General features: G+C 59.3%; 16 protein-coding genes. 3 read left to right on the forward strand and 13 right to left on the reverse strand.

Features of this window, described 5'->3' with window-relative positions; translation table 11 throughout:
- Positions 1–60 precede the first annotated feature (60 nt).
- Complete coding sequence (groES, locus tag ACIGGE_RS06035) at positions 61–348, reverse strand: co-chaperone GroES (RefSeq protein WP_103023005.1); 288 nt, start codon at positions 346–348, stop codon at positions 61–63.
- Positions 349–565: 217 nt separating this feature from the next.
- Here groES and ACIGGE_RS06040 point away from each other — a divergent pair, with 217 nt between their 5' ends.
- Positions 566–1399, forward strand: a complete 834-nt coding sequence (locus ACIGGE_RS06040) for a mechanosensitive ion channel family protein (RefSeq protein WP_103023006.1) — start codon at positions 566–568, stop codon at positions 1397–1399.
- Between the two features lies 1 nt (position 1400).
- Here the strand turns inward: ACIGGE_RS06040 and ACIGGE_RS06045 are convergent, their stop codons facing one another.
- Positions 1401–2813 (reverse strand): MATE family efflux transporter, encoded by a 1413-nt coding sequence (locus ACIGGE_RS06045; protein WP_397489688.1) that lies wholly within the window; start codon positions 2811–2813, stop codon positions 1401–1403.
- 224 nt (positions 2814–3037) lie between these two features.
- Here ACIGGE_RS06045 and ACIGGE_RS06050 point away from each other — a divergent pair, with 224 nt between their 5' ends.
- Entirely contained in the window at positions 3038–3895 is an 858-nt protein-coding gene (locus ACIGGE_RS06050) for a hypothetical protein (protein WP_397489689.1), read from the forward strand.
- Here the strand turns inward: ACIGGE_RS06050 and csgH are convergent.
- The 11 genes from csgH to ACIGGE_RS06105 form a co-directional block, all read right to left on the reverse strand.
- Positions 3865–4203: a curli-like amyloid fiber formation chaperone CsgH gene (gene csgH, locus ACIGGE_RS06055; protein ID WP_221597048.1), complete on the reverse strand. Its 339-nt coding sequence runs from the start codon at positions 4201–4203 to the stop codon at positions 3865–3867. The two genes, ACIGGE_RS06050 and csgH, sit on opposite strands and share 31 nt — an antisense overlap.
- Entirely contained in the window at positions 4203–4793 is a 591-nt protein-coding gene (locus ACIGGE_RS06060) for a hypothetical protein (RefSeq protein ID WP_397489690.1), read from the reverse strand. The genes csgH and ACIGGE_RS06060 overlap by 1 nt, the downstream gene beginning before the upstream one ends.
- A gap of 18 nt (positions 4794–4811) precedes the next feature.
- On the reverse strand, positions 4812–5543 hold the full coding sequence (locus ACIGGE_RS06065) for a hypothetical protein (protein ID WP_397489691.1): 732 nt from the start codon (positions 5541–5543) through the stop codon (positions 4812–4814).
- Between the two features lie 66 nt (positions 5544–5609).
- Entirely contained in the window at positions 5610–7007 is a 1398-nt protein-coding gene (locus ACIGGE_RS06070) for a hypothetical protein (protein ID WP_397489692.1), read from the reverse strand.
- 105 nt (positions 7008–7112) lie between these two features.
- Positions 7113–9206, reverse strand: coding sequence for a beta strand repeat-containing protein (locus tag ACIGGE_RS06075; protein WP_397489693.1), 2094 nt, complete (start codon positions 9204–9206; stop codon positions 7113–7115).
- Positions 9207–9427: 221 nt separating this feature from the next.
- Positions 9428–10387, reverse strand: coding sequence for a CsgG/HfaB family protein (locus ACIGGE_RS06080; protein WP_397489694.1), 960 nt, complete (start codon positions 10385–10387; stop codon positions 9428–9430).
- Positions 10388–10389: 2 nt separating this feature from the next.
- Positions 10390–10815: a curli assembly protein CsgF gene (locus ACIGGE_RS06085; RefSeq protein ID WP_345725348.1), complete on the reverse strand. Its 426-nt coding sequence runs from the start codon at positions 10813–10815 to the stop codon at positions 10390–10392.
- 389 nt (positions 10816–11204) lie between these two features.
- Positions 11205–11582 (reverse strand): 50S ribosomal protein L7/L12, encoded by a 378-nt coding sequence (rplL, locus tag ACIGGE_RS06090; RefSeq protein ID WP_103023012.1) that lies wholly within the window; start codon positions 11580–11582, stop codon positions 11205–11207.
- 81 nt (positions 11583–11663) lie between these two features.
- Positions 11664–12179, reverse strand: a complete 516-nt coding sequence (gene rplJ, locus ACIGGE_RS06095; protein WP_103023013.1) for a 50S ribosomal protein L10 — start codon at positions 12177–12179, stop codon at positions 11664–11666.
- A 313-nt stretch (positions 12180–12492) separates the two neighbouring features.
- Positions 12493–12753, reverse strand: a complete 261-nt coding sequence (locus ACIGGE_RS06100) for a hypothetical protein (RefSeq protein ID WP_397489695.1) — start codon at positions 12751–12753, stop codon at positions 12493–12495.
- A 156-nt stretch (positions 12754–12909) separates the two neighbouring features.
- Positions 12910–13149, reverse strand: coding sequence for a hypothetical protein (locus ACIGGE_RS06105; protein ID WP_397489696.1), 240 nt, complete (start codon positions 13147–13149; stop codon positions 12910–12912).
- A gap of 574 nt (positions 13150–13723) precedes the next feature.
- Between ACIGGE_RS06105 and rpoB the strand changes: the two genes are divergently transcribed.
- The gene (gene rpoB / locus ACIGGE_RS06110; RefSeq protein ID WP_397489697.1) at positions 13724–17926 is read left to right on the forward strand and encodes a DNA-directed RNA polymerase subunit beta; all 4203 of its coding nucleotides are present in this window, start codon (positions 13724–13726) and stop codon (positions 17924–17926) included.
- The last annotated feature ends 52 nt before the right edge of the window (positions 17927–17978 follow it).

Raw genomic sequence — 17978 nt, forward strand, 5'->3', positions numbered from 1 at the left:
CTATTCGATCAGATTACTGAAGTTGACACAGTTGACAGTGTCATGACGAAGGAAATGGGCTCAGCCCATGATCCCCATGATGTCGCTTTCCTTCATGATCAGCAGGTCTTCGCCATCGAGCTTGACCTCGGTGCCGGACCATTTGCCGAACAGAACGCGATCGCCAGCCTTGACGTCGAGCGGGGTAACCGTGCCGTCTTCAGCCTTGGCGCCCGAACCGACGGCGACGATTTCGCCTTCGCTGGGCTTTTCCTTGGCGCTGTCGGGGATGATGATGCCGCCTGCGGTCTTCTCATCAGCTTCGATGCGACGGACCAGTACGCGGTCATGCAGCGGACGAAATGCCATTGTGTGTGACCTCTTGAATGAGTGTGAATGTTCGTTGGCACTCCCACATCGAGAGTGCCAGCGAAGGGCATTTGGGGGCCGGCACCAAGGGTGTCAACGGGGACGTAGGGAAAAAATTCGGTCGGCGCGACAGGCCGGGGCAGGGGGTGGCCAAGACGCGCCCGGTTCCCTATCGCGCGCCCCAATTCCAGATTAGCCAGCAAGAGGCCAGCCCGTCATGACGACCGACAAAACCATTGCCGCATTGACCATTCCCGAACAGATCTGGCTGTGGTTGCGCTTGAACATGGTGGAAATCGCCGGCGCCTTTGCCGTGCTGGTCATCGGCTTGCTGCTGGCAGGGATCCTGTCGGGCTGGGTGGCGCGCGCACTGAACCGGTCCGACCGCATCGACCCCACGGTCGCCAACTTTCTTTCCAACTTGGTCAAATATGCGCTGTGGGCGCTGGTGCTGGTCACCGTACTGGCACAGTTCGGCGTGGAAACGACCAGCATCCTCGCTGCATTGGGCGGTATGGCGCTGGCCGTTGGTCTGGCTTTACAGGGCACGCTCAGCAATGTGGCATCGGGTGTGATGATCCTGGTGCAGAAGCCGTTCAAGATCGGGGAATCGATCAATGCCGGCTCCATTTCCGGTACCGTCCAGCAGATCGGCTTGTTCACGACCGAGCTCAAACAGTTCGACGGCCTGTTCGTCATGGTCCCGAATTCGGAGCTGTGGAACCAGGCGATCGTCAATCTCAATCGTCATCCGACCCGCCGGCTCGAACTGATCGTGGGCATTGCCTATGATGATAGCATGCAGCAGGCGCGCCAGGAATTGCTGGCGCTTGCCGAAGCGGATGAGCGCGTGCTGAAGGATCCAGCACCGCAGACCTTCGTCAGCTCGCTCGACGACAGTTCGGTGGGCATCGGCATGCGCGTGTGGTGCGCCACAGGTGATTATCTGGCGCTGTCCTGGGATCTGACCGAGGCGACCAAGGCGCGTTTCGACGACGTCGGTATCTCGATCCCGTTCCCGCAGCGCGACATCTGGCAGCGCAGCGCCTGAGCTATCGACTGGCGGGGCGCAGGGTCAGACCCAGCGCCTCGCGTCGATGCCAGCGCCAACCCAGCAGGGCCGCTGCAAAGGTCAGGCCCGTTGCAAGGCCGATCCAGACCCCTGTCCCTTCGAGCGGGGTGGCAAAGCCCAGAACCAGAGCGGTTCCGATGCCCGGTACCCAATAGGCGAAGGCGGCAATCCACATGGGAATTCGGGTGTCCTGCAATCCCCGCAATGCGCCGGCGGCAACGGCCTGCATCCCGTCGAACAGCTGGAAGGCGGCGGCGATGACGATATATTGCAGCGCGAAGCCGACCAGGACGGCGTTTTTCGGATCCCACGGATCGACGTAGATCGCGATCAGCGGCTTGGGGATGACCACCATGGCAAGTGCGGTCAGAACCATGAAGCCGGTACCAACCACGATTGCGGTCCATCCCGCGCGCCGAATGCCGCCCTCGTCGCGCGCGCCATAGAAATAACCCACGCGGATGGTGGCAGCCTGTCCCACGCCGAACGGCACCTGGAAAGCCAGCGCCGCGATCTGCAGGGCCACCGTATGAGCGGCGAGCTCGCTCGCGCCGATATTGCCCATCAGGAAGGCGGCAGCTCCGAAGATCCCGGCTTCTGCTGTGATTGTAAGCGCGATTGGCGTGCCTATGGCAGCAATATGCCGGAAGCGCGCCCAGTCCGGTGACCACCAACGACCAAAGATGTGATAGCGATGCAGCCGCGGATCGAGCCGGATGGCGACGATATAGGCAAGCAGCGTCGTGAAAGTCGTTATGATCGTCGCCACCGCGGCACCCTGCAGTCCAAGCTCCGGCGCGCCGAAATTGCCGAAAATAAAGGCGTAATTTGCCAGCGCGTTGACGAAGATGCCGCCAGCGGTAATGGCGGTGGCGAAAATCGGGCGGTCGAGTGTGGAGACGAAACTGCGCAGCACGTTGTTGAACAGCATCGGCACCATCGAAAGGACGAGCAGCGTATTATACTCGATAGCCAGCGCGATGATCTGGGGTTCCTGCCCTGTCACGCGCATCAATGGGCCGAGTAGAAGACACAGACCCATGCCCACGATACCGGCAAACAGGGCCAGCCACAGCGCCATACGAACCGATCGGCGCACGGGCCGCAAGGCCGGGGCGCGCTCGCCGAGCTCTGCTGCCGCAACCGGGGCCACAGCGCCGGTCAAGCCGCATAGAGCCCACATGACCAGGCCGAACACGGCTACGGCCAGCGCCGACGCGGCCAGCTGATCCTCACCCAGTCGTGCGATGAAAATCACGTCGATGGCGTATGTGAGCATCTGCAACAGGTTCGCTGTCGCTAGCGGCCAGCTCAGCCGCAGCATCGCGCGAAGTTCATCGCGCCAACCATCGCCGCGTGTCCGCGGGGGTGTCAGAGGGGCCAGGTCTGCCATGACAAGCCGGCCCGGTTAGGCGCCTCCGCAATGGTCCTCCATAGTTTTTTCGGGATTGCCGAACTTTCTACCTGCCTGCGCGTCCAGGAAGGCACACCCGAATCTAGTGCCTTCAAACCGGTTTATTTTGGTGCATCTCGCAATTGCCCTTGCGAGACCGGCTACCGAGGGTCAGCTTTCCAAGACCGGCGGACTGCGGTCGTCGGTGGGATGGGGGTGATTCGATGCACGGCACTTATCAGCTGACGGAAACTTGCGACGGTGTGCGCGTTTATTCGTACGCCTCCGATCTAGATGCGTTGATTGCCAGCTTTCCGCCACTAGCGTTCGTCGATCCTGACCCCCGCACGCTGGTAGGCAAATGGACCATCGCGGGGTTGAACGCATCTGCGTCAGTCCTCCTCCTTACGATCGGTGCGTCTTCGCAGGTCGAATGGGATGATGAGGCGCTCGTCCCAGCAGCGGCTCGCGTTGTTCCAGTTGCGACTGGAGCGCAGATCGAAACGTCACGCGCGCTAGCGGCACAGGAGATTGCGAAGGCTTCGCCGGCGCCATTCGAGCTGGCGACTCCGATCCGCCGATCTACGCTGAACATGCCGGCCACCCCCGTCGAAGCGTTGCTACCATTGAAAACGGATACCGCGCCGACCGAAGCAGATATCGTTCGGCCGCCATCTGGGGCGCTAGGTGCGGATACCGCCGAGGACACGGCTGCCTTCGAGGTGGATGTACTTTTGACACCGCCGGCGTCAGCTTCGGCGAACCACGGCGGCCTCACACATCTGACTGCCCGCGTAGATGGATTAGTGACTGGGCAGATCGAATTCAGCGATGCCAATCAGACCGTCAGCGTCAATCTCGGATCGGTCTTGGCGGCTCTGGCAGATCGTTTCCCGACCGAGGAATATGACCGCCTATCGAACTCGCCTGCCGCGCAAAGCTTTGTCGCGATCGATCGACTCGCAACTGCCGGACTTGGGATAAGCTATGATCCGATCTATGACGAAATCTTGATCGATACAGGCCAAAATGGCTCCGACATAGCTACAAATCAGGTACAGGAGCCTTTCGCATATTCGTAGCTGGTGCCGTCGGCTTCTGTAACAGATGCCTTGATGCACCATGGTTCGGCAGCGCTCATGCGCATCGTGGAAAGTATCGCGTTCTGTCCCGCAATTAGCTTGGTTCGGCCCTTATGTCGGCTGGTGGAGCGGCCTTCGATCACGAGTTCGTAGCTGACCTCCTGGTCCGAATCTGAATGTCCGTTGAGGACCACCGTGACCGCATCAGCCGTTTCCTCGACATCCATGCTGATCGCCCGGGGTGGTTGGCTGGTTGCCATGGTCGCGGCGCTCCCGAAAAAGAAGTAGATCAGAGCAAGGATACGCATCAATTACCGCCCGGCTGCGAAAGTTGATTGACGATCGCCTCGATCAATGCCTCCGTCGCAGCGGGAAGGCCGGCTTGCGGCTCTTCCTTGGCGGCGGGGGGGGGCGTGGTTGAGGGGAGAGTCAAAGAGGCCAAAGCCTGCAAGTCCTGATCCTCAGGTGAGAGTTCGCGGCGCGTCGCATCGCGAGATGCATTCGCCACCCCGACACCCGCCACAGAAGCATACTTCTCTCCGACCAGTACCTGTTCAGCGGTCAGCGAGGGCGCTGGACGAGGCGAGAAATCGCCTGAGCGTGTTTCGATCCGACGGGCACAAAAATCGGCATCCTTATCGGACAGCAATTCTGCACTGCAACGGTCCATGCCTTCGACACGGGTAAGTTCAAGTGTAGTATCCGGACGGCTCAGCTGTTGCACATCCTTGCCGCCGTCGCCGTCCGGCGCTCCAATCGGATCTGACATCTCGGCATCGCCGCGCTTGCTAAGCTGTTCGATATCCTGCGCTATAGATGGAGCGTCGATCGGATCGACCTGCTCAACGGCGATCTGCTGAGAAAGCAAGATCACTCCCAACGTGACTAGCAAGGTCATTGGGTCATCCTTTTCGCCTCAGCCCCCGCCATTGGTCTGGATCACGATAAGACCGGCGCCGCCGGTCTGTTCGATCTGGAGGTCGGATAATCCGCTACCGACCTGCGACCAGTCGAGCCTGTTGTTACCACCCAGTTGCGATGCTGTCATCGCATTGCCGTCACCCGCCTGAGTGAGCCGCGCCTGATTGTCGCTACCGTCCTGAATGAGGGACAAACTGTTCGAGTCGCCGGTCTGGCTGATCGCCCCGGCCGAATAGGCAAGGCCGGCTTCGCGCTGAAGGATGTCAGCGACGTTGCCATTGCCCTGCTGTGCAAGGACGAGAGCAGTCTGGCCATTACCATCCTGGGCGATGTCAGCCTCGTTGAGGTTGCCGTTCTGCGCGACAGCCGCATAATGCGGTGCGGAGCTCTGGCGGATGGCTGCACGGTTGCCTTCGCCTTGCTGCGCAACCTGTGCGCTGGCGGCGTTTCCATCCTGCTGGGCGCTCGCCTCGTTGCTGCTGCCGATCTGATTGATGAAGACGCCGTTTTCCTGATTTCTAGGCGCTTCGACATTCTCGAATTGGTGGGCGCTGCCTGCGCTCTGAGCCAGCGCCACGCCCGTTCCCAGAGTCGCCATCAGCGTTGCTGCCGCTGCGGTCGTTCGCATTATCTGGATCGGGATGCTCATGGCGTTGGTCCGTTCAAGTTTGTCGGCGGATGTTTCGGTCGAGCGCGCCGGAATGTCCGCCCTGGAGTAAATGTTCATCCCCGAGTTTGCTCGGGAGAGGAAGGAGGTGACGGGCCGCCGGACGGGCGACCCGTCTAGCGTATTTTACATGCCTTGGGTGACCGTGGCGGTGTTGCCAATGCCGGTTTGAGTGATCATCGAGCTGTTGTTGCTCGAGTATTGATCGACCGTGGCAATATTACTGGCACCGGCCTGGATAATGGAGGAGTAATTGTCGTCCCCACCCATATGCTGGGTTAGCGTGGCGTTGTTGCCGTTGCCGTTCTGGGAGACCAGCGACTCGCCACGATCGCCATCCTGAGTTACGATAGCGTTGTTTTCAAAGCTCGCGCCGTGATCGCCGATGCCCTGATAGATGGTCGAGCTGTTGAAGTTACCTTCCTGGAATAGGCTGGCCTTCTGCAATTCGCCGACCTGGGCGATCCCGACCGAACTCCAGCGCGCACCGGCGCTGTTGTTGTTGCCGGTCTGTCGCACAGTCAATTCGTTGTCGACGCCGAGCTGGCCAGCAACCAGACTGTTGTTGCTATTGATCTGCTCGACGTCAGCGAAGAAATTGTCGCTCGAGTTATTATCGAAGTAGGTCTGATCGCTGAAATAGTCGAAATCGCCGACGCCCAACTGACCAATCGCAGCGTTGTTGGAGGTGCCGTTCTGATTCACCTTGGCAACGGTGCCAGCCGAAAGCTGACCGACCATTGCATCGTTGCTGGTGCCCTCCTGATCGACATCGACTACCGACCCGATTGCAATCTGGCCCACTCGGGAGACGTTGGACGTGCCCGACTGGTTGACGTCGACAGTCGACAGAAGCCCCGCCTGCAGCACGGTCGACTGGTTGGCCGTACCCGACTGGGTGACATTGACGTTTGCTGCGCCCGTAAGCTGGTAGACATCGGAGTCGTTGTCGATGCCATCTTGGGTGACATTGACATTCGAGAATGCCGCGGTCTGGCCGACGAAGCTGCGGTTGCCGCTGCTGGCGGAGCCCATGTCTTGGCCCTGATTTACAACCACGCTGGAGCTTGCTGCAAGCTGTGCCACATCCGAGACGTTGGCAGTGCCGTTCTGGTTGACCGTGGCCATGCTATTGGTGCTGGTGCCGTCATACTGCACGACTTGCGAGCTGTTGGCGCTGCCTTCCTGCAAAACGGTGATGGTCGAATCATCGCCCGCCTGCAAAACGTCCGACAGGTTGCCGGCCCCGTTCTGCGTTACGGATGCGAGATTGCCTTCCGAACCGGCGGTCTGTGCGATGAGCGATTCATTGGCATTCGAAGCGTCGGTGCCGGTCTGGTTCACAGTGGCGGTGTTCGTCGCGCCAGTGCCGGCTTGATCGATATCCGACACGCTGCGCGATCCGGTCTGGGTCACACTGGCGACATCGTTGTTGCCGGTCTGGTCGATATCCGAACAGTTCGCGGCGCCACCGACACAATCGGCAAGGTCCGGCGAGAGTTGTGCCATGGCGGGCGCGGCCAAGGCCAGTGCCAGCGCCGAGGCGGACATAGTAAGAGCATATTTCATGATTATTCCCCTGTTGGAGAGTGCGGGGCAGAGACCATGGCGGTTCTGCCCCGAAACTCCTTACATTCCCTGCGTCACGGTGGCGGTATTGCCTGAACCATTCTGCATGACGTCCGACAGATTGTTGTCGCCCGTCTGCGTCACGGTTGCAGTGTTATCCGTACCGTCCTGGAAAATATCGGAATCGTTGAACGAACCGATTTGAGTCGACGTCGCGGTGTTGCCGGTGCCGTACTGTTCGATTAACGCGTCGTTGAGCATGCCACCATCCTGGTTGATCGTAGCTTCGTTCAGGTTCTGTCCGCTATCGTCGGATTCGTCACCGTACTGAACGATCATAGCCGTTGACGATGAACTGGCCGAAACGAGACCCTGGTTGATGGTCGCTGTTTCGCCGCGAGCGAACGAAATCTGATCGATATAGGCGAAATCGCCGTTGGACAGGTCCTGAGAGATGGTCGCGGAGTTGCTGCCATTGCCATCGCCGCTTGGAACGCTCTGACTGATCTCAGCAAGGCTTCCAGATGCATTGATGCTCTGATCGATATCGGCCATCTGACCGAAACCGGCCTGATAGACGTTCGCGGTATTTCCGCTACCGTCCTGGTCGACAAAGGCATCGTTGCCGTTACCATTCTGGATAACCGTCGCGGTTTCTCCGATGCCGGTCTGCTCGACCACTGCGTACTGATTACGGTTGTACTGCTCGACCGTTGAGGTGTTGCCCGAACCAGTCTGGTCGATGTCGGCAGTCAGACCATTATCACCAATGCCAGTAGTCGGATTGATGTTGGCGCTGCCGTCATCCGCCTGGGTCACCGTCGAACTATGCCCAGCTCCGGTCTGATCGACCGTGGCAAGGAAGTTTGCCGAGGCATCGTTGTTGAAGGTCTGGGTGACCGTCGATATCGATGCCCCATCCTGGTTCACGACGATATCCATGTTGGTAGAATTATCGCCGTTTGCAGTCTGGAAGGTATTGGAAGTTGCTCCGCCTGCCTGCGTCACTTTCGCGTCGATGAACGAAGTATCATTGCCATTTGCAGTCTGTTCGACCGTCGCATTCGAACCGCCACTCTGTGAAACAGTTGCTCGCAACCATTCGGATTCGTTGCCGTTACCCGTCTGGGTAACCGTCGCGCTCGAAGCATCCTGCGTAACAGTTGCAAAGATGTTCTTTGCGCCGCTAACCGCGGCGTTTTGCGTGACCATTGCGTCGCTATCGCCAGTCTGCGTCACGGTCGCGCCAAGCGTGCCCGAAAACCCGTTCCCGCCCAAGGCGTTCTGGATTACGGTAGCATCGTTGGTATCACCGGTTTGAAATACGTCACCAGTGAGATTGAAGGATCCGTTATCTGCGGTCTGTGTAACAGTGGCGGTGTTGGAATTGCCCACCTGAGAAACCATCGATTCCGGATCGTAACCGCCGTCACCATCTCCGGGAACGCCTGAAGGCGAGCCAGTGGACTGGCGAAGGCCAGTGTCGCTCTGTGTTATGGTCGCGACGTTACCCGAACCGGTCTGGACATTCGTGGCGCTGGCACCGAACGACTGCTGATCGATTTCGGAACTATTGTTGTCTCCAGTCTGCGCAATGTCAGCGACGTTTCCATAAACCGCAGCACCGTCGGCGCCTTGGCGGACGATGACGCTGTTAGGACCGCCAGCGCCACCCGCAGTTTGCTGGACGAAAACAGCATTGTTGAAGGCTTCAGTGACTTCGTCCGAGGTCAGGACATCGACAGTCGGCGAGGTCGTGCGGGTACCCGACTCGGCTGCGCCGTCTTCGCTATACTGGTCGATATCGACCGAATTTCCCCCGCCGGCAGCTACACCATTTGACTGGTCGACCGAGGCGAAACCGCCATCGCCCTGTTGGTTGATGTCGGACTGGTTTGCCGGAACGTTGTAACTAACCGAACCGGGCTGAGAGTCGGTCTGCGAAACCTCTGCACGGTTGTTGTCGCCATCCGTAGACCCGCTGCCTTGCGTAATGACAGAGACATTCTCGTTGCCAGCCTGATCGACGTCCGCAGCGTTGCCTGAACCAGTCTGGTCGATATCCGACTGCTGACCGGTGAATGTCTGGGCCATTGCAGGACCGGCCAGCGCGAGCGCGGCGACCGAAGCAGTATAGAGTAGCACATTCTTCATGGTTGCATCACCTTTTGATTAAGGCGATAACCATCGTCGACCGCGGCGCATCAGACGCCGGGCATCACCAGGTTATCGCAGCCTACACACTGCACGGGCGAGAGTTGCCGCTCTCGTTCGTGCTTTCTTTTGCGACCTTTTGTCACATGCGCTGATTGAGTCTTACGCGCATGCTCAGTCAGAAATTGATTATGTTCTTCCTACGGAGTGTCCGTCGGCTCTCAATTCTTCTCCTCGTCGTCCTTGTCGACAATAGTCAGTGCGCTGAAGGATCCGGCCTTTTGGAAGGCTTTCTGCACGTCACGGGCCTCGTAGACACCGTCGCGTTCCTTACGGTAAAGCGCACGCAAAGGCTCGGCATTCGCCATGTCGGCGAACTGCCAGAGATCGAGATCGACCCCTTCCATGACCAAGCCGAAAACCGCCTTTTCGACGGCCTGCTGCAAGGCGATCTGGTCGGGTTCGTTAGTGGTGTAGCCAAACTCCGCTTCGAGCAATTCCTTGAATGCAACGAAGCGATAGGCGCTGGCGCCGACCGCTTGGGAGGCGATCGTCTTGGAAGCCGTCACCGTAGTCAGAACCTCGCCCGTACGGACCGATACCGCGCGCAGATACACCGTGACCGTATCCTGACGATATTCGGTGCGTCCGCCGATACCCAGGAAGGCCGCACCGGCGCCGCCGGTCACGGTATTGGTATCGTAGCCCACGATGCCGCCTTCGAGCAAGACGCCGGCGAACAGCAGAGCGGGCAATGCGTTCGGATTGACGCCTTCTTCGCCGAGGTAGCGCTTACGCATCTCGGAAATGATCTGTCTTTCCTTGAGCAGGTTATCCAGCCGCTCGCGCTCCACAATGGTGAACCACTGCCGACTACCCGCTTCTTGTAGCGCCTTCACCAGCATCGAGCTGGCACCCTGGGTGACGGCACGCGACAGCGTTTGACCCGCCTCGGTCGGTTTGAATTGCCCGGTCTGGTCCGTGAAACCATAAACTGCAACTGCGACCTGACGCTGGGGAGCCGGCAAGTCGTTCAGTAGGACCTGCGTCTGGGTCTTTTTCGGGAAATAGGCGAGACTGGTGTCGGTTGGCAGGAAGTCGCGGCCGCTGTTGGTGAGGGTGGTACAGCCCATGAGCGCAATGCAGGCTGCGGCTGCGGCGAGGGTGCGCACGATCCGCATGTTCAGTCGACCTCAACAAACAACGGCACGACGATCCGCGTCTCTTCACCGGTGTCATCGTTGGTGATGACGAGCGTGACGGAATCGAGTGAGCGGAAGAATTCGATTGTCTGCCCGCCGAAGCTGATGGTGCCGCTTTCCTGCGGATTATCGCCGAAGATCGCGTCAACGACCTGCGAGGACAGGGCGGACAACAGGCGTGACTGCAATTGCCGTGCAAAGATATCGGCTTGCGAATTACTGCTCGAAGAATTGGGGTCGCGATATTTATTCTGTGCGTTTGCGGTCCCGAGAATGTGGTTCGAGTTGAACGGGTTTCCACCGAATGTAGGACTGATCGGTTCGTGAACCAGATCCTGCGCCGAAAGCGGCACAGTAGAAAGCATGAACACGGCTCCGAAGAAGAAGCCGATTTTCCCTGTAGACACCCCAAAACCCCCAAGTCGTGATCGAATATCGACTGCGGATTTGTCCGTCAGACGATGAGCTGATTCATTATGCGACTCGTTGTGGAACTCACGCTACTCGCGGGCGCTGTTGGTGAGAACCCCCATTTAGGTTTCGTTAAGCACTGACCCGATTTGGTACAAGCACGTCCGAATGCGTTTTCAACAGCGTCTCGTGAAACGGCAAGTCACTGAAAAATCTGCTATCTGTTATGTTACAAGAGGCTAGTGCTCCAAGAAGCGGCACCGAACAAGGCTAATCAAGCTACAACGGGATATCAATACGAGCAGTGCGAATCGTAAAAAGGGCGGCGCCTTGCGGTGCCGCCCTTTCGTGATCTCGAAACGAGATCGAAGCGTAAGCGAAAGGCTTACTTGAGTTCGACGGTACCGCCGGCTGCTTCGATCTTGCCCTTGATTTCTTCGGCTTCTGCCTTGTTGACGCCTTCCTTGAGCGGCTTGGGCGCGCCTTCGACGAGAGCCTTGGCTTCCGAGAGGCCCAGACCGGTGATGGCGCGGACTTCCTTGATCACCTGGATCTTCTTGCCGCCGTCGCCGGTCAGGACGACGTCGAATTCGGTCTGCTCTTCAGCAGCCGCACCAGCGTCACCACCGGCAGCAGGGCCAGCAACGGCAACAGCAGCAGCAGCGCTCACGCCCCACTCTTCTTCAAGCGCCTTGGCAAGCTCAGCGGCTTCCATGACAGTCAGCTTCGACAGTTCTTCAACAAGCTTGGCGATATCGGCCATGATGTTTCACTCCAAATATAAGGCCGGGGAGCCCGATTGGGTCTGCCCCGATGAATATGTGTTCTATGCGGGAACCAGCTCTTACGCGGCTTCTTTGGCGCCGTAGGCACCGAATACGCGTGCGAGCATCGAGGTGGGTTCCTTGATCGTGCGGACGACCTTGGTCGCCGGCGCGTTGAGGAGGCCCACGATCGTGCCACGAAGTTCGTCGAGGCTCGGCATCGAGGCGAGTGCCTTGACCCCTGCTTCGTCGAGCTTCTGCGCGCCCATCGAACCGCCGACGATTTCAATCTTGTCGGTGGTCTTGGCGAAATCCACCACGGCCTTGGCCGCAGCAACCGGATCCTCGGAATAACCAAGGGCGGTCGGACCGGACAGGTACTCGTCGAGACCTGCGTAGTCGGTGTCCTTCAGGGCGAGCTTGGCGAGACGGTTCTTCGCAACCTGGTAAGTCGCACCGGCTTCACGCATCTTCGAGCGCAGTTCGGTCGACTGAGCGACCGTAAGGCCCAGGTTGCGGGTCACGACGACCACGCCAGCCTGGTTGAAGACTTCGCTGAGCTGGGCGACTGCATCGGCTTTCTGCGAACGATCCATGCCATACTCCTTCACTATGGCCGTTCGCTTGCGGCGAACGACCGGCTACGTTTGTCCGCGCCGCCGAAGCGACACGGGCGAGTCCGTTGAGGGGGAAGGAGGTGCACCAACAGGCGCGAAACGACGATGCAGAACATCGTCATGAAATCTCTGTTCCCCGTCTAGGCTGGAAATTAAGACCGGCACATTCCGGTCACCAACTGTCTCGGACGGATGAACGGGTAAACCAAAAAGGCCCGCCGTTCGGTGGCGGGCCTCTAAGGATTTGGGTGATTCTGTCAAGCAGAACCCGCGTGAGTCATCGACTCCGGCGTTATTCGGCCATCGGATCCGATTCCATGGGCTCGCCAGTAGCGGTGCCGGTGGGCGGAGTAGTCATGGTATCGTCCATGGTACCGGTTTCGGTGCCCGTCATCATCGGTGCCGGCGTTTCCATCGGATCGCTCATGCCCTGATCCATAGGCTCGACAGCGTTGGCTTCGAGGTCAGTGGTGTCGGTTCCGTCAACCGAGTCGCCGCAGGCGGCGACCGAAAGGGCGAAGGGGAGGGCGGCGATGATAGCAAACTTCGTCATGTCATAATCTCCTTTCGAGAGCATGGCCATAAAACCGCCACAATTGCCATCGGTTCCAAAAAAGCCCTTTTGACGCGAAAAAGGCCCGCCCCCATGAGGGACAGGCCTTTCGTTAATCGTACCGTTTCGCGCAGGGCGCGGTAAACGGAAGTCCGATTATTCAGTCGGAGTGGTTTCTTCAGCCATCGGCGTTTCGGTGGCGGTGACGGTTTCTTCCATCATTGCGCCTTCGGTTGCCATCGGATCGGCAACCGGGGTTTCTTCGACAACAACGGTTTCGTCGACTGCTTCAGCCGGAGCCATTTCGTCTGCGGTGGTTTCGTCAGCGGCCTGTTCGCCACAAGCGGCGAGAGTCAGCGCGAACGGAAGTGCGGCGACGAGAGCGATCTTCTTCATGTGACAATATTCCTGTAACGCCTGGATTGGCGTAGCCTTAAAATAGCCATATTTTCGCCCGCGAAAAGACATATTCTCGCGACGTCGTCGAATTTTTGGTGGAGAGCACCTAGTTTCGGATCGAATCTAGACGCATTTGTGTGCCTGGTCGGAACACTGCGCGCCGCACGCTTATTGCGTGCGGCAATAACGGCAACTGCGAACCAACCCGCATCATCCCAATTCGATCAAGGATCCGAGGAGATAAAAGGCTTGCCTGCTGTCGGGGTTAAGAATGTCGTCACTAGTCAGGTGACCAAATTTCCTTCTGCTTGACCCTTTGCGGCATGCTTCCTATATGCCCCTTCGACCGCACGCTTCGAGCGAGTCCGATTCATGCGCGGGAATTGGACACAGGATGGAAGCGGCGTTTCCATAATCGCGACGCTAGAGAAGCTGCAGCAGGCCACCGGAACCGGTGTGCAGGACGCTGCGGCCTTTTCGCGTCCCGGCTATGATCTCACGCGCATGAGAAACGAATTCCGGCCCTGTCCGCGCAGGCGCCGGCGCACACGAGAAGAGGTAACTACCCCTTATGGCTACCATGGCGAAAGCTCCGAAGAAAACCCGGGGCGCAAACGCGCAGGGCACGGCGAAGCGTCGTATCCGCAAGATCTTCGGCGACATTCACGAAGTCGTCGATATGCCGAACCTGATCGAGGTCCAGCGCGAGAGCTACGAACAGTTCCTGCGTTCGAACAAGGAAATCGATTACGTTTCCGGCCTCGAGAAGACTCTTCGCAGCGTATTCCCGATTCGCGACTTCGCCGGGACAGCCGAACTCGACTTCGTGCATTACGAGCTCGAGCAGCCGAAATACGATATCGTGGAATGTCGCCAGCGCGGCATCACCTATGCCGCCCCGATGAAGGTCACGCTGCGCCTGATCGTGTTCGAGGTGGACCAGGAAACCGAAACGCGCTCGGTTCTCGATATCAAGGAGCAGGACGTCTACATGGGCGACATGCCCCTGATGACGGGCAATGGTACCTTCATCATCAACGGTACCGAGCGTGTGATCGTATCGCAGATGCACCGTTCGCCAGGTGTGCTGTTCGACCACGATCGCGGCAAGACGCATTCTTCGGGCAAGCTCCTCTTCGCCGCCCGGATCATTCCGTATCGCGGTTCGTGGCTCGATTTCGAATTCGACGCCAAGGACATCGTCAACGTGCGTATCGACCGTAAGCGCAAGCTGCCGGTCACGTCGCTGCTGTTCGCGCTCGGTTTGGATGACGAAGACATTCTTTCGCACTTCTACAACACCGTCACCTGGAAGCGGGCGACGGGCAAGAAGGGCGAAGGCTGGAACATTCCTTTCGTCGCCGAGCAATGGCGTGGCCAGAAGCCGGCTTTCCCGCTGATCGATGCGAAGACTGGCGAAGAAGTGTTCCCCGCCGGTCAGAAGATCAGTCCGCGTGCGGCCAACAAGGCTGCCAAGGACGGTCTCGAAACGCTGCTGCTGCCAACCGAGGAAATCTTCGGCCATTATGCATCGCGTGACATGATCGACGAGAAGACCGGTCGCATCTACATCGAGGCGGGCGACGAAGTTTCGGCAGAAAACCTCGAAGTTCTTGATGCTGCCGGCATCGATGCGATGGATCTGCTGGACATCGATCACGTCAGCACCGGCGCGTGGATGCGCAACACGCTCAAGGTCGACAAGGCCGAAAATCGTGACGAAGGTCTGGAGGCGATCTACAAGGTCATGCGTCCAGGCGAACCGCCGACCAAGGAAACTGCAGAAGCTCTGTTCGAAGGCCTGTTCTTCGATAGTGAGCGTTACGATCTGTCTGCCGTTGGCCGCGTGAAGTTGAACATGCGTCTCGAGCTGGACGCCGAAGACACCGTGACCACGCTGCGCAAGGAAGACATCCTGGCCGTGGTCAAGGAACTGGTCGACCTCAAGGACGGCAAGGGCGACGTCGACGACATCGATAATCTCGGCAACCGCCGCGTGCGTTCGGTGGGCGAGCTGCTGGAAAACCAGTATCGCGTCGGCCTGTTGCGCATGGAGCGCGCCGTCAAGGAGCGCATGAGCAGCGTCGATGTATCGACCGTCATGCCGAACGACCTGATCAATGCGAAGCCTGCCGTGGCCGCCGTGCGCGAGTTCTTCGGTTCGAGCCAGCTTTCGCAGTTCATGGACCAAACGAACCCGCTGTCGGAAGTCACCCACAAGCGCCGCGTGTCGGCGCTCGGCCCGGGCGGCCTTACCCGCGAACGCGCCGGCTTCGAAGTCCGCGACGTTCACCCGACGCACTATGGTCGTATCTGTCCGATCGAAACGCCGGAAGGCCCGAACATCGGTCTGATCAACTCGCTGTCGACCTTCGCCCGCGTCAACAAGTACGGCTTTATCGAAACGCCGTACCGCAAGGTCGTTGACGGCAAGGTCACCGACGAGGTCATCTACCTCTCGGCGATGGAAGAGCAGAAACACACGGTGGCGCAGGCTTCGGCCGATCTCACCACGGATGGTTCGTTCGTCGAGGAACTGGTTTCGGCCCGTCACGATGGCGACAACCTGATGGCGCCGCGCGAATCCATCACCCTGATGGACGTCAGCCCCAAGCAGCTCGTTTCGGTCGCGGCATCGCTCATTCCGTTCCTGGAAAACGATGACGCCAACCGCGCGCTGATGGGATCGAACATGCAGCGCCAGGCCGTTCCGCTGGTCAAGGCCGAAGCGCCTTGGGTCGGCACCGGTATGGAAGAAACCGTGGCCCGCGATTCCGGCGCTGCCATCGCAGCGACGCGCGGCGGTATCGTCGACCAGGTCGATGCCACGCGTATCGTTATCCGTGCGATCGGCGATGTCGAGGCCGGACAGTCGGGCGTCGATATCTACACGCTGCAGAAGTTCCAGCGTTCGAACCAGGACACCTGCATCAACCAGCGTCCGCTGGTGAAGGTGGGCGAAACGGTCGAGCCAGGCGACATCATCGCTGACGGTCCTTCGACCGATCTGGGCGAACTGGCACTGGGCCGGAACAGCCTCGTCGCCTTCATGCCATGGAACGGCTACAACTATGAGGATAGTATCCTCATCTCCGAACGTATCGTAAAGGACGACGTCTTCACCTCGATCCATATCGAGGAATTCGAAGTCATGGCCCGCGACACGAAGCTCGGCCCTGAAGACATCACCCGCGACATTCCCAATGTCGGCGAGGAAGCCCTGCGCAACCTCGACGAAGCGGGCATCGTCTACATCGGTGCGGAAGTGCATCCGGGCGATATCCTGTGCGGCAAGATCACGCCAAAGGGCGAAAGCCCGATGACGCCGGAAGAAAAGCTTCTGCGCGCCATCTTCGGTGAAAAGGCCAGCGACGTGCGCGACACATCGCTCCGCCTGCCCCCGGGCGTTGCAGGCACCGTTGTCGAGGTTCGCGTTTTCAACCGTCACGGTATCGAGATCGACGACCGTACCCGCGCGATTCAGAACGAGGAAATCGAACGTCTCCGCAAGGACTCGAACGACGAGCGCGCCATTCTCAACCGGGCGACCTACAACCGCCTGCGCGATATGCTCGCCGGGCAAACCGCCTCGGCAGCGCCGAAAGGCGTCAAGAAGGGCACGGAGATTTCCGAAGAGCTTCTGGACGAAATCGACCGGCACGAATGGTTCAAGTTCGCCGTGGCGGACGATGGCCGTCAGGCGCAACTCGAAGCGGTCAAGTCGCAGTACGACGAAGCGGTCAAGATCATCGAAGAGAAGTTCGAAGACCGTAAGGAAAAGCTCGAGCGCGGTGACGAACTCGCTCCGGGTGTGCTCAAGATGGTCAAGGTCTTCGTCGCGGTGAAGCGCAAGCTGCAGCCGGGCGACAAGATGGCCGGCCGTCACGGGAACAAGGGCGTCATCAGCCGCATCCTGCCCATCGAGGACATGCCGTTCCTCGAAGACGGGACACCGGTCGATATCGTGCTCAACCCGCTGGGCGTTCCCAGTCGTATGAACGTCGGCCAGATCTTCGAAACGCATCTCGGCATGGCGGCCCGCAATTTGGGTCACCAGCTCGGTGAGCAGCTTGAAGAGTGGAAGAAGGCCAACCCCAACGCTTCGGAAGCCTATGCCCAGGCAAAGCCGCCCGAAGCCGTTATCGACCGCCTGAAGGAAGTGTACGGCGAGGAGTATCACGACGCGATCGACAGCCGTTCGACCGCCGAAGTGGTCGAACTGGCCAGCAACCTGACCGCAGGCGTTCCGATGGGTACGCCGGTGTTCGACGGTGCGCGTGAAGGCGACGTAACGATCGAGCTCGAAAAGGCGGGTCTGCACAGCTCCGGCCAGTCGGTCCTGTTCGACGGGCGCACGGGTGAAGCTTTCGACCGCAAGGTCACCGTGGGCATCATCTATATGCTCAAGCTGCACCACCTCGTCGACGACAAGATCCACGCCCGTTCGATCGGCCCCTACAGCCTCGTCACCCAGCAGCCGCTGGGCGGTAAGGCGCAGTTCGGTGGCCAGCGCTTCGGGGAAATGGAGGTCTGGGCACTTCAGGCCTACGGCGCCGCCTACACGCTGCAGGAAATCCTCACCGTGAAATCGGACGACGTGATAGGACGTACCAAGGTCTACGAAGCCATCGTCAAGGGCGACGACACCTTCGAAGCGGGCATTCCGGAGAGCTTCAACGTGCTCGTCAAGGAAATGCGCAGCCTGGGCCTCAATGTCGAACTCAAGTCTCTGACCGACGAAGACGACGATGGTCTCGCTATAGCGGCGGAATAGGGGGCTTCGGCCCCCACCGCTTCCGTCCCAGAGAATTCACCCGTTTAGGGAA

The organism is Qipengyuania sp. NPDC077410 (assembly GCF_044543405.1).
Classification (GTDB): Bacteria; Pseudomonadota; Alphaproteobacteria; order Sphingomonadales; family Sphingomonadaceae; genus Qipengyuania; species Qipengyuania pacifica.

What these genes read in the sequence shown, in the direction of transcription:
- groES (WP_103023005.1), bottom strand. Translation starts at nt 348, where the DNA reads ATGGCATTTCGTCCGCTGCATGACCGCGTACTGGTCCGTCGCATCGAA.
- ACIGGE_RS06040 (WP_103023006.1), top strand. Translation starts at nt 566, where the DNA reads ATGACGACCGACAAAACCATTGCCGCATTGACCATTCCCGAACAGATC.
- ACIGGE_RS06045 (WP_397489688.1), bottom strand. Translation starts at nt 2,813, where the DNA reads ATGGCAGACCTGGCCCCTCTGACACCCCCGCGGACACGCGGCGATGGT.
- ACIGGE_RS06050 (WP_397489689.1), top strand. Translation starts at nt 3,038, where the DNA reads ATGCACGGCACTTATCAGCTGACGGAAACTTGCGACGGTGTGCGCGTT.
- csgH (WP_221597048.1), bottom strand. Translation starts at nt 4,203, where the DNA reads ATGCGTATCCTTGCTCTGATCTACTTCTTTTTCGGGAGCGCCGCGACC.
- ACIGGE_RS06060 (WP_397489690.1), bottom strand. Translation starts at nt 4,793, where the DNA reads ATGACCTTGCTAGTCACGTTGGGAGTGATCTTGCTTTCTCAGCAGATC.
- ACIGGE_RS06065 (WP_397489691.1), bottom strand. Translation starts at nt 5,543, where the DNA reads ATGAACATTTACTCCAGGGCGGACATTCCGGCGCGCTCGACCGAAACA.
- ACIGGE_RS06075 (WP_397489693.1), bottom strand. Translation starts at nt 9,206, where the DNA reads ATGAAGAATGTGCTACTCTATACTGCTTCGGTCGCCGCGCTCGCGCTG.
- ACIGGE_RS06080 (WP_397489694.1), bottom strand. Translation starts at nt 10,387, where the DNA reads ATGCGGATCGTGCGCACCCTCGCCGCAGCCGCAGCCTGCATTGCGCTC.
- rplL (WP_103023012.1), bottom strand. Translation starts at nt 11,582, where the DNA reads ATGGCCGATATCGCCAAGCTTGTTGAAGAACTGTCGAAGCTGACTGTC.
- rplJ (WP_103023013.1), bottom strand. Translation starts at nt 12,179, where the DNA reads ATGGATCGTTCGCAGAAAGCCGATGCAGTCGCCCAGCTCAGCGAAGTC.
- ACIGGE_RS06100 (WP_397489695.1), bottom strand. Translation starts at nt 12,753, where the DNA reads ATGACGAAGTTTGCTATCATCGCCGCCCTCCCCTTCGCCCTTTCGGTC.
- ACIGGE_RS06105 (WP_397489696.1), bottom strand. Translation starts at nt 13,149, where the DNA reads ATGAAGAAGATCGCTCTCGTCGCCGCACTTCCGTTCGCGCTGACTCTC.
- rpoB (WP_397489697.1), top strand. Translation starts at nt 13,724, where the DNA reads ATGGCTACCATGGCGAAAGCTCCGAAGAAAACCCGGGGCGCAAACGCG.